Source organism: Paenibacillus terrigena DSM 21567, from assembly GCF_000374845.1.
In the GTDB taxonomy this organism is placed as follows: domain Bacteria; phylum Bacillota; class Bacilli; order Paenibacillales; family Paenibacillaceae; genus Paenibacillus_K; species Paenibacillus_K terrigena.
The window spans coordinates 1-11,634 of sequence record NZ_KB895439.1 but is presented as its reverse complement, the minus strand read 5'-3'; the positions used below and the strand labels follow the sequence as shown (position 1 = coordinate 11,634).

Here is an 11,634-nt window from a genome sequence, read left to right as displayed (position 1 = left end):
ATACTAACGTATTCTTCTAATTACTCTTTCAACAATTAAAAATAACAATGACCCTACAATTCCAATTTCATAAAACATGATCATCTCTTTTTCAAAAAGTCTACTATAGCGTTCTCTTCTAGATATTGCATAGAAAATAATTGTTGATACTACTCCACTGAAAACATATAAGAAGGCCAATAATAGTGTTCTCTTGAACTTACTTATCATTTTTATCCTTGAGAAATACATATCAATTAAGATTGATACTGGAACTCCGATCACTGAATAGATAATCACAAAAATTACTGAACAAAATAGACTAATGGACCAAAAATCCTCATATCCAAAAAAGATAAGAGCGCAGCCAATGGCCATAATAATACTTGAAATTAAAGATGTTAATAGTTTCACTATCACTCTTTTCTTCATTGATGAACCTCACTATATTTTTTATAAAATAATATGCCGATTTCCTATAACGTTCTTGTATCTACGAACCCGAAAGGCTTAAGGCGCGAATGCGCCGGGTGGCCCCGCCACTTAGCCTTGCAGGGTTGATTCCACTTCCTCGAGAGTTCCTCGGCAGACCTAGGAGCGTCAGCGACTCAGCGTAGATACTGTGTTATCTGATGCCATCGACTTCCTAGAGTTTACCTACAAATTTATTTACAACCATCTCATAAAAAAACTCCTTGAAATCCTTACAGAGCTCTCTTCAGCCCATGTTTCTAGCTCTATAATTCCACCTACCTGATCCTTACTGAATCTAAAACATAAATTTAGAGGTACTATCCATTTTCCTTTCGGTTTTACCCCCACAACTTCCCCATATATCATGATATGTTCTATTTCTTTCGCATTAATTTTTTTACCATTTACTATCATCTTTTCTTTATCAAATTCTATTTCTTTTGATTTCATAAATGTTCTTACTATGGAGGTAAATAAAATCACCGTACAAACAATCGACCATACAATCCCAAAATAATACATAAAGTTTTCCTCACGACTTCGTAAGGAGCTTCCAACCAAAATAATGATGAGTATTACCATTGAACTAATAAGTTTGATTCCTGACGGGTTCAAGATTTTATAGATCTTTTTCTTATTCACATTTTCACTCCTTTCTTTCGATGGTTTCAGATAACGTCTTATGCACGAACTTCGTAAACAATTCCATATGTAGGGTATTCGCGAAACTTTTGAACTATCCTGCCCATTTGCGCAACGCGGCTGCCGATCTATGCCGGCAACCGCGTTTTAGTTTATTTATTGAGCTATCGTTCCCCGTTAGCGTAAGAAAAAAATGTTGCCTTATGGATTTGTATCACTGATCATCGTCAGAAAACCATTCTGTCCGGCATTATCAATGAGCTGGTAAATCGATTTAACTGCTGAAACGGTAAATAAATACCATTGGATTTCAGTCGCATCATATAACCTAACATCGGAAGTATTGCCCTTGGAATCAGATAAAATATAGAGATTAAACTGTTTAATGCTGTTCCCTTTTTGATCCAAAAAATCAAACTGCCCAGCCATGTAATAGTCCCCTGGTTTAAGCTGCATAACACTCGATGTGTACCCAGCTGGGGCCTCCACCTTACTTCCTTTGTTGTCTATAAAAATATGATAAATCGCTTCGTTATAGGAACTCCCATTCATTTGTTTTACTATGCTGCCCATTGTATAGTAAACTTCGTGTTGCAATGCTTTCACTATAACGCCGTCTAGAATAAATGGGGCAGGTTCAACGGATACTGTTGAATTTCTGAATTCGACGCTACAGTTAAACGTTTCTGCAATAAAGCGAAGCGGAACCATGATGCGATTATTCTTGATATATGGTTTTGCATCGAGTAGAGCGGGTTTACCATTTCTCACCGCTGTTTTGCTCTTCAATTTTAAGATTACCTGCATATCGCTTTTTGCGAGCGTAACTTCCGAACCCGACCAGTTGACCTTGGCTCCCAAATTTTCACTGATAAACCGCAAAGGCACCATCGTTCGTTTGTTCTTAATTTCGGGCTTCACATCGGAGGCAATAGTAACACCTTCAACTTTTATTTGCATATCTGCCGCGTATGCAGGTGAAGAGATAGATAAAATTAATGCAGCGAAAATTCCTGTGAGAACCTTTTTCATTGTATTTTATTCCTTTCTTAGCATATTTTAGCGAACAAATACTATAGACGAGAACTATGAAGTAATGTTGCGCTAAACTCCCCGTTAGCTCAATGATCCGTACGAAACGACAACACACAAAATCCCAAAATATGGTACAATATAAAGTAATCTTCCTTCTGACCATATCATCGAGAATGATAAATAAAACATGGATTTCAAGTGTAAATTGGGTTAACATCGTAATATTTTTGTGAGGGAGGGAGCGGTAAAAAAAATGAAGAAATATATTGCGGTTTTGTGTTTTATTCTGACATTAATTATAGTGGGTTGTTCAAATAAAGAAGTACATGATACGGTTGAAGTTTTCACCATTGAAGTTCTGTCTGATACTCCTAATAATGAGGGTCTATATGTGAAAACTGGCTATAAAAAAGTTAATTCTATAACTTATTTTGAAAAATCAAATAATCTTGAAAGAACAAAGTTGTTTTATTTAGAAGATTATTTCGATATGGATGGTAAATTTTTAGAAAGTGTAATCGATTATTCAGAACTCGAAAAAAATCTGTTTACCCCCCGACTTGAAAAACCAAAAGAAAACAAAAAAAAGATGAACGAGCCAATAACAATTCTTGCACCTACGATTAAAGAAGGTCAACCAGGAGAATCGACGAAACTAACAGAAGCCGAGTCGGAACAGGTAAGGACACATATTCTGGAATTTATTCAAACGTTAAATGAATAGAGAGCATGCATGTTACACTATCCTGCCCGTTAGCTTAACGAAAAAAGCAACCGATCGATAATCGGCTGCTTCTTGTTGCCTTTAAACTATAGTGTCCCGTTAGTTCAACAACCGCTTATCATTTACGACTCATGATTCCAATTCCAAAGTGTGACTTTACCGACCCGGATACTGGACACGGCAGGGTCATTTTTTAGCTTCAGAACTTCCTTGGTCGGTCCCGTTACGACGGCTCCATAAATATTCACCCCGTGTTTTTCAACATATGCCAGCGATTGCGTGATATCTACAGCATGGATCAGGCGATCCGCAAGTGATTTATGTTGATCCAGAATACGAAGCGTTTTGATGAAATTATCGTTCCGTAATTGCCCAGAGCCGTATTGTTCAATGGCAGGATACCGCGTCGTGGATGTGCCCGAGGAAGTGAATAACCCCTTTCTAGTCGTCTCGCGATTAAGGATCTCCCCATCGTCTGGATGCCATACAGGCATACTCGGAAAACCAATCGGATCCCATATCACACCACCAGGATCATGCCCCTCTGCATGGTCTCCATTGTCTACAGCGAACCATACAGGTTCCAGTTGCTTGCCTTTAAATTTCTGCAAAAATTCATCCGTTGTATACAATTTTTTGTAGGACACATAAGCTTCCGTGACCGTCCCTTCGGGCAGCTTGTCGAGCCTGTTCCACTCCTGATCGCTGTTTAGTTCGCTGGACCCCGGAAATTGAAATATGGCGGATCGAGCCGCTTCGTTATCTGACCAAGTGAAATCATATAGACGCAACCAGTTGAACAGAAAAGATCCCGAAAAATCGCCCACTTCCAGATATTCGTCTCCGACGCGTTTGGTCATTTTACTGTTAACATTCATGTTGAAATAGGCTCCGGTATTACTGCTGAGATGAACCGTTACGTTCGGATAAGCTACTGCAAACGCTGATTCGACAACATCACGATTGACATCACCAAGATCCGGATCTCCCGTCGTGTAATAGAGGGAGGTTCCGATCCCAGATACGAATGTGACGCCGATATACAGACAGACCAGCGTCAACGCCGTGCCAACACGATTCCGCCATTTCCCTTTCCGAAGCAGTCGTGCCTCACGCTTATGCATTTTGGCTTCTCGCTCCGTCATTCTGCCTAACTCAGCCGTCATGTTATCTTCTTCACCTTCCAACATTTCGTCCAAGTAGGCTTGGTAGATTTCCATCTTCTCCAGCTGTTGCTCCAGATCCGCCTGTTCTGCATCTGTCAGTGTGCCGTTCTTGTAATCCTGAAGCTTCCGCTTGAAATCATCGGTCATCCTGATCGTTCCTTTCCTTGGTCTTCCTTAGCTGCTGCCTTGCCCGAAATAGTAAAATTTTAAAATGCGACAAGGTAATCCCCATAACATGCGCACTTTCCTGATATGAAAGCTGGTGCAAATCGTATAATACCAATGCCTGCTTCTGCAGCTCGGGCAGCTGTACAATCCACGCCATTAAGGCGTCATGATCCTCTTTTTGCAAAAGAACCGATTCCGGTCCCTTCCGATCATCATCGGACAACAGATGGAAAAATTCATCGGATGATGTGGTGCTGCGCTTCTCTTTTCGTTTCATATCGATAAATGCATTGTAGGCCACGCGGAAAAGCCAAGGCTTAACCTTTTCGTCCTTATAATTCTCCAGATGCAGATAGGCACGGTAAAAGGTCTCCTGCACCAAATCCTCTGCGGTACCATCATCTCCGCACAGGGTTCGTAAATATCGGTATAGGTCCGGCATATATTTCCGGTACACACTTTCGAGTGTGCTATGCTTCATCATGTATCCCCTCAACATAACCACGTTTCAATAACGGAAAGGTTACAGCCTTTCGGAAAATAGTTACAGCCATGCCTTCATGTTACCTCCTTCTATCCAATCCTGCGAGTCCCCTCCAGTAGAACGCGAAAAAGGACCCCTCGATGGTGTCCTTAATAATCTGGCTTAAATATCGTATATCCACTGTTCTGTCGTTGCCGATGCTTCAATCGCTGCGATCCCATGTCATATAACGTCTTAATCACTAACTTCGTAAATAATTCTATGTGTAGGATATTCGCGAAACTTTTGAGCTATCCTGCCCGTTAGATTAGAAAACGGCAGCCGAAAGGATGCCGTTACTCTGTCTTTAATTGACCTATCGTGTCCCGTTAGTTCAACAGGCTGCCTTCCTTAATCGAAAATCAAGGATATAGTCAAGACAGATTTTATTGTTCGGAAAGGCATGAGCTTCCCATCCTGCTTTAGTTGTCCGTTGCCCCTACTCTAAAAAAATCGCCATCTTCTGATCTATCAGTCCAATCTGAGAGGCCGCACCGCCCTGGTTGCCATCGAACATCGCGGAGACAAGGAAAATCTGCTCTCGCTTCTCCTGAACCGCACCAGAGAATACTTGCGTCTTTTCGACAAACTTACCCGTCTTCATGTCGTAGGCATAATCGAGATTATTCGGCGTTGCTTCATACGCATATTTGTGCCCATAAAGATTCATGACTTCGGCTTTGCTCATCCCGACGCGTGCTCCGCGAGCCGTTTGATACACGTCTTCAGAACCCTCCAACAATTGAAAGCCCACGGCGACATCGCCGCGATACGCTACGCGCACACCCGAATGATATATTACGAAGGGATGCCCGCTATCGCCACCGTCCTGAATGATCGCCTCGATATCCGCTCTCGAATCGCCATAACACAGGGCCTTGCTATTTTGTATGCTAACAATGCACTTATCCTTATCCGAGAAAGTATCCGCCTGAAACGAAGTCTTTTGCCCCCGGCAGCCGCTGATCGCGAACAACTCGATTACGCTGATCATCCATAAGTTTATCCTCATCACAACGCCCCTCCTTTCACAAGGAATATTATACCTCATTTGTAAATTTTATTGACTGTATTTTGGGTTTCTCTAAACGAGGAAAATCATTCAGTTATACTGCCCGTTAGCGCAACGCGGCTACCGATCTATGCCGGCAGCCGCGTTTAAGTTATTTTTTTAAGCTATAGTGTCCCGTTAGCTTAAAAGGTTATAGGACGATTTCAGCGTTTACTTCACCAGAAAGTTCACCCAAGCCGTATTTTCTCCGACTGTCAACCGAATGGACAGGTTGCCTTTCTCTGCCGTGAAGTGTCCTACTCTCGGCCTTTAATTACTTGCACTCGTGTAACGCTTAAGCCCTTGTAAGAACATAATTCGAACAAAAGCAAAGAATAGAAACGGCGCACATATTCCCCATACTAGTCTGGTTAAAGTTAACTTGTCTAAAACATAGAGAGGAGCGATATTCGATACAACAAAAATAGGAAAAATAAACGTTCCAATAGCTTGAATCATCCGATTATAGATGGCCATGGGCATCGTATTCGCTTCCCACAGCTGCGCACCAAGATTTGCCGTTTCAATATCTGAAGTTTCTTGATCTATGATCTATTGAATACAGATAAATTAATTAACTCCGGTGCTGCACTTAAAAAAATTAAAGAACTGCGCCTCTCTTTAGTTTTGACTTTTTAGATGTTACCGAGATGAATTTTCATGGTAGTTGAGAAACGACAGCCATATATTCTTTTTCCATTCGGTGAATTCGGCTTAAGTTAAGATAGCCTCCTTGTCGGGGGCATGGTAAATTAATCTTATGGCCGAGCCCCTGAGGGTCGGCGGAAGAAGCGAGAGAACGGAGTGAGTCCATGAAATCTGTAATTGGTTGGGGTTTTATCGGAGCAGGCGGAATTACGAAGCGGGTTATGAACGACTTCAAGGAATTGAGCGATGCTAAATTGGTCGCTGTGTTTTCCCGTACGGAAGCTAATGCGGTGCAGTTAGCGCTGCCTTACGGTGCAAAGGCTTACACCGACTGCGAAGCCATGATCCGGAACCCGGAAGTGGATGCCATCTATGTCGCCACGCCGCACCATCTCCATATGGAACATGCTTGTTTGGCACTTGAATTAGGCAAGCCGGTGTTATGCGAGAAGCCGTTCGCTCCGAATGCCGCGCAGGTTCGGAAGATGGTTGAGAAAGCGAGAAAAACCGGAACGTACCTTATGGAAGCGATGTGGACCCGATTCTTTCCGGTAACGCGCAAGGTCATGCAATGGGTTTCGGACGGAGCCATCGGAGACGTGCATTACTTAACGGCGGACTTCGGATTCTCTGCTGCGGAGAACCCTCAATCGCGCCTGTTCAATCCCGATATGGCCGGGGGCAGTCTGCTCGATGTCGGCGTTTACGCAGTCTCCTACGCCTCGATGGTTTTCGGCTCCAAGCCCGTCGAGGTGCTCAGTCGTTCCCGCTCCACTTCTACTGGAGTGGATGCCCGAATGGCATGCTTGCTGGAATATGAGAACGGACAGATGGCTTCGCTCTTCTCTTCCATCTCGACTTCGACGCCGCAAGAGGTTCGCATCATCGGAACCAAGGGCCATATTGAAGTTCCGCGGTTCTGGTCCCCTAGAGAAGCCAGATTGATCATAGGGGATCGGCTTGAGGACACAATCAAGGATGAACGGATCGGGGAAGGATTCGGCTATGAATTTACAGCCGTACATGAAGACTTGCGGGCAGGCCGGAAGGAGAACGCCTTGATCACGCTCGACGAATCGATCGCGGTCGCCGAGACGCTGGATACCTTAAGAGCCCAGTGGGGGCTTGTCTATCCGTTCGAGGGGTAAGCTGTCGTATTTGGGGGACCCGTTGTATAGGTTATTCTTAAATTTCCTGCATTATCCTGCCCGTAAGGAGAACAGGCTGCCGAATAATATTCGGCAGCCTGTTCTTCGTTGTGCTATCGTGTCCCGTTAGTTTAATGATGATCATGCATAACATCATTACTTACTGCCGTGGATCTGGTCATAGGCAGCGATTAACTGTTCCACCGGAATCCCGTTAATCGTAAGCCCGTTGATTACACATTTTTCTATGCGAACTCCCGACAGATTGCTGTTTTTGATTACACTATCATGGAAATCAACATCTTCTATATGTATAGGCTCATATTCCTCCGGCTGAAGCAACCAACTATCTCTTAGTGTGGAACCATTAATTCTTAACCCTGACAAGTTACAGTTGATTAACTTGACATTGGCTAGGTCACACCTATCAACCGTGCTTTTCTTGAAATCATTCTCCGCGAATCGAATAGGCGTAGTATGTCCACCCAAATCATGAATGACAGCACCATTCATTTGACTGAAGCCAAGCGATAATCCGTCTAGATCAAGGTGCCTAAGGGATAGGTTCGCCATTCCACCATGGTGAATTCGTATCCCGTTTAGCCGGCTCTCAAATATTTCTGCACCATCCATCACGACATCACGCATAACAATGCCCCTAAGATTAGAACATTCGATCTTCGCATCTTCCAGATCCATCCGCATCATCGTTTTACTACCGTGCGATGGGCTACCCTCTCCACCGAATAACAATGAATCAATTGAACAACTGAACAACTTGGAGATCTTAGGTAGCAATGTGATGTCTGGTGTTGCTATACCGGTTTCCCATTTGGATACGGCTTGGCAGGTAACGCTTAGGAGATCCCCTAATTCCTGCTGTGTCATATTCCGTTCCAAACGAAGAGTTTTTATCCTATCTTGAAACATAATCTTATCCACCCCGATTATCCCACCGCCTTTGAATGTATGAATTTATCATTACATAGGGGCGCTATTCATGCAATGTAAGCAAAGTTGATAGGGATACAACCGTTAGTTGTATCAACTACCCAATCCTTATCTAAATGCCACTAAACTGCCCTTAGCTCAACACTGGTACGTTTTCCTGAGGGGGGTTATCGAAGCCATTCCAGAAGATCCAAAGTTTTTTACAGTTCTCACAGACAAAGAACATTTTCATTTTCTGATAAAGCTCTTCTGCATCGACCATCCCTTGTACCTTATCGTAATCAATGTCAGAAATAAAGTTGTATTGAACTCTGCACGGGATGTCACCCATATGAACCACGTTCCCGCAAGTACACTGCATTTTGGGCAGATTGATCATCTCCTGATTCATACATTATCAAAACCAATTAATTATTGGAGTATTCGGCGAAGTGGTTAAATAATCCTGCCCGTTACTTCAATGAAAAAGGCAGCTGATTTTGGCTAGCTGCCTTTATACCATTATTCAACTATCGTGTCCCGTTTAACAACTAAAACTAGATAAGAGCTCTTCAGCCCGTGCCAAAGGGATAAAATGAAGACATCTGCTCGAAAATTCAATGGCAGATGTCTTTTTGAGTTTTAAAGGTTCCGCTAGGATGAGAAGCGTTAGTCATTCGGTGGCCCCATTACCGAACAGCGAATGGCACCGTTTTGTTAAAATCATAGCCCTATTGAGTCATGCTAAAAAAAGAATACAGACTAGGGTCCAGTGGCAGCTCCAACGTTAGGCGGGCCTCTCGACCGAACCACAGACAGATGCCTTGTTCATCTTGATTTGTTAAATTTTATGGGTAAGTAATCTAACTTGAAGGAGCGAAGCAAGTGAAAACTGTATTACGCATTATTATCTATCTCATCGTTTTTGTCGTCGTCGTGGGGGGGATAGGCGCGGTCGGGTCCGTCAATACGATGAATGCCGGAATGTCGGTTTACGATAAAGCCCCCCCTGCATTGACGGATTTGCAGGTACCGATATATGACTCTAACAAACCGACGGTGGCCGTACTTCTGGCGAACGAAGTGACGGAAGTGTTCGATTTTCTCGTCCCATACAAGATGTTTGCGATGACTGACTCTTACAATGTATACGGCGTTTCCCCCGATCGCGAAATTAAATCACTAACCGGTGGACTCGATGTCGTCCCACACTATTCGTTTGACGAAATGGATGCAATGCTCGGAAAAAGCCCGGACATTATCGTCATTCCGTTTATGCCGATTTTGGACGAGAATAAATATGCGCCTGTCCGTGAATGGATTCGTAAGCACTCGGGTGCCAAGACGACATTGATCTCCATTTGCAACGGGGCTGAAAACCTGGCGGATACTGGCTTGTTGAACGGCAAATCGGCCGCGACGCACTGGGGAGACATGAACAGACTCATTAAAAAATATCCGGAAATCCAGTGGGTGAATGATCGGCGCTACGTCCCACAAGGCAATATCGTATCTTCTGCCGGTCTGACATCCGGGATCGACGCTACGCTATATGTCATTTCCAAGCAACTGGGCGAGGCGGCGGCGAAGAAAGTGGCGAAAGAGATGAACTATCCCTCTTACGAGTATGTGACAAACCCGCAAATGAAACCGTTCGTTGCCGGATTGAGCGATATAACATACGTACTGAACAACGCTTATCAATGGAACAAAGTAAAAGCGGGCGTGCTGGTATATAACGGCGCCGATGAACTGGATTTGTCCGCCGCATTCGATACATACGCCGCTTCCGGTACGACGACGACGTTGACCGTTTCTAGCGCGAACAAACCAATCGTTACGAAGCACGGCCTGAACCTAGTCGCGCGTTATCAGATAAAAAACGTGCCGAAGCTAGAGAAAATGATTGTGGTTGGTGCCGATGCCGAATCTGCAGCCGCCGAAGACATCAACCAATGGAAGAACAGCGGCCACAGCGCGAAACTGCTGTTCCTGCACCGCAACGCGGCGGATCGGTTTGCAATGGATCCCGCATTCGAGGATTTGGCCAAGCAGGAGGATATCCAGACGGCGAAATTTGCCGCCAAGCGGCTCGAATATCGCGCCACCGACCACCTGAAGCTGGAAGGCAGCTCCTTCTCTTTTGAATCGTTTGGCATACCGGTTTTACTCTGCATCTTGTCCTTGCTCATCGCTTTTTTCATCGATCGGCGCTTCATCCGCAGGAAATAGGAATCGTATGCATATGAAGCGCATCGAGGGATGATTGAGTTTGCGAGACTCAGCTATAGGTATCGGGTATGTACCAGTCCTCGATCCTGTTTTCCGTTTTTATAAAATATATTGGTGTAATCTGCCTGTGATCTATCATACACCAACGCACACACCATTGGACCGGGAAAATCGACAATATTCACTAAACTAACGGGACACAATAGAACAACGAGAACAGGCTACCGGCATGAACGGTAGCCTGTTCCGAACTATCTCCTGCCCGTTAGCGCAACGACGGCAGCCGATCGTTCTGGCCGGCTGCCGTCGTGTCATTATTGAGCTATAGTGTCCCGTTAGCTTAATGAATTGTGATAAGGTTCTCTGTGTAGTCAGTAAAGTCAGAATTAAGGGCACCCGATCGGGTGCCCTTTGTGTAACGTCATATCCTACCTGGAAACTTTAGTACACGTTTTCTACTAGTGGCCGCGATGCTTTTCTTTCGCCTTTTGTAGCTTCATTTCCCATTTAAGTGCTTTATCTGCTTCCCGTTGCTGCTTAGAGATGTCCCGTCTTTCCTTCTTCCGCTTCTCATACTCCAACTGTAGAGCCTCTTGTGCGTAGGTTGAGACACCTTTCCTTTTTACTTCACTTGCAGCCTTCCTTGCTATCCGTTTCGGGCTAACCTTCTTCGCTGCAGAAAATTTGACAGCCACCTCTTGTGAAAGTCCGCTTACAAGCCCCCACATCTCTTTATTGGTGAAATTTAGGATCTCCTCGTCCTTCGGCTCTGTACCAAAGATATACCTAGCTGCTTTCAACTTTCCTTGCTCCTGTTGTTCCATAACTCCAACCCAATACTGACCATCGTAAAAAACAGTAAGCTTCATATAAATCCCCCTATATCATGAATCGAAACGATGGACATCCCAAGG

Annotated in this window: 12 protein-coding genes; 3 read left to right on the top strand and 9 right to left on the bottom strand. The window is 44.1% G+C overall.

The genetic code is table 11. The annotated features are described in order from the left end of the window. Nucleotides 1–3: 3 nt before the first annotated feature. From C558_RS0129715 to C558_RS0129705, 3 genes are all read right to left on the bottom strand, one after another. A complete protein-coding gene (locus tag C558_RS0129715; RefSeq protein ID WP_018757704.1) occupies nt 4–411 on the bottom strand; it encodes a hypothetical protein in 408 nt (135 codons plus the stop codon). Nucleotides 412–648: 237 nt separating this feature from the next. Beyond that, entirely contained in the window at nt 649–1,095 is a 447-nt protein-coding gene (locus C558_RS0129710) for a hypothetical protein (protein WP_018759932.1), read from the bottom strand. A gap of 201 nt (nt 1,096–1,296) precedes the next feature. Further along, nucleotides 1,297–2,127, bottom strand: coding sequence for a copper amine oxidase N-terminal domain-containing protein (locus C558_RS0129705; protein WP_018759931.1), 831 nt, complete (start codon nt 2,125–2,127; stop codon nt 1,297–1,299). Between the two features lie 256 nt (nt 2,128–2,383). Here C558_RS0129705 and C558_RS0129700 point away from each other — a divergent pair, with 256 nt between their 5' ends. After that, nucleotides 2,384–2,854 (top strand): hypothetical protein, encoded by a 471-nt coding sequence (locus C558_RS0129700; protein ID WP_018759930.1) that lies wholly within the window; start codon nt 2,384–2,386, stop codon nt 2,852–2,854. 122 nt (nt 2,855–2,976) lie between these two features. Here C558_RS0129700 and C558_RS0129695 read toward each other — a convergent pair whose 3' ends face one another. The 4 genes from C558_RS0129695 to C558_RS0129675 form a co-directional block, all read right to left on the bottom strand. After that, the gene (locus tag C558_RS0129695; protein WP_018759929.1) at nt 2,977–4,167 is read right to left on the bottom strand and encodes an anti-sigma factor; all 1,191 of its coding nucleotides are present in this window, start codon (nt 4,165–4,167) and stop codon (nt 2,977–2,979) included. Further along, nucleotides 4,157–4,672 (bottom strand): sigma-70 family RNA polymerase sigma factor, encoded by a 516-nt coding sequence (locus C558_RS0129690; protein WP_245583907.1) that lies wholly within the window; start codon nt 4,670–4,672, stop codon nt 4,157–4,159. The genes C558_RS0129695 and C558_RS0129690 overlap by 11 nt, the downstream gene beginning before the upstream one ends. A gap of 478 nt (nt 4,673–5,150) precedes the next feature. Next, on the bottom strand, nt 5,151–5,723 hold the full coding sequence (locus C558_RS0129680) for a hypothetical protein (RefSeq protein ID WP_018759927.1): 573 nt from the start codon (nt 5,721–5,723) through the stop codon (nt 5,151–5,153). A gap of 309 nt (nt 5,724–6,032) precedes the next feature. Further along, entirely contained in the window at nt 6,033–6,290 is a 258-nt protein-coding gene (locus C558_RS0129675) for an ABC-2 family transporter protein (protein WP_281167157.1), read from the bottom strand. A gap of 284 nt (nt 6,291–6,574) precedes the next feature. On the opposite strand from C558_RS0129675, the gene C558_RS0129670 reads away from it, so the two are divergent. Further along, on the top strand, nt 6,575–7,558 hold the full coding sequence (locus C558_RS0129670) for a Gfo/Idh/MocA family protein (RefSeq protein ID WP_018759925.1): 984 nt from the start codon (nt 6,575–6,577) through the stop codon (nt 7,556–7,558). Between the two features lie 156 nt (nt 7,559–7,714). On the opposite strand, the gene C558_RS32945 is transcribed toward C558_RS0129670, so the two are convergent. Next, nucleotides 7,715–8,488: a helix-turn-helix domain-containing protein gene (locus C558_RS32945; RefSeq protein ID WP_018759924.1), complete on the bottom strand. Its 774-nt coding sequence runs from the start codon at nt 8,486–8,488 to the stop codon at nt 7,715–7,717. Between the two features lie 885 nt (nt 8,489–9,373). On the opposite strand from C558_RS32945, the gene C558_RS0129655 reads away from it, so the two are divergent. Next, on the top strand, nt 9,374–10,720 hold the full coding sequence (locus C558_RS0129655) for a DJ-1/PfpI family protein (RefSeq protein ID WP_018759922.1): 1,347 nt from the start codon (nt 9,374–9,376) through the stop codon (nt 10,718–10,720). 458 nt (nt 10,721–11,178) lie between these two features. On the opposite strand, the gene C558_RS0129650 is transcribed toward C558_RS0129655, so the two are convergent. Then, the gene (locus tag C558_RS0129650) at nt 11,179–11,589 is read right to left on the bottom strand and encodes a YjdF family protein (RefSeq protein WP_018759921.1); all 411 of its coding nucleotides are present in this window, start codon (nt 11,587–11,589) and stop codon (nt 11,179–11,181) included. Nucleotides 11,590–11,634: the final 45 nt, after the last annotated feature.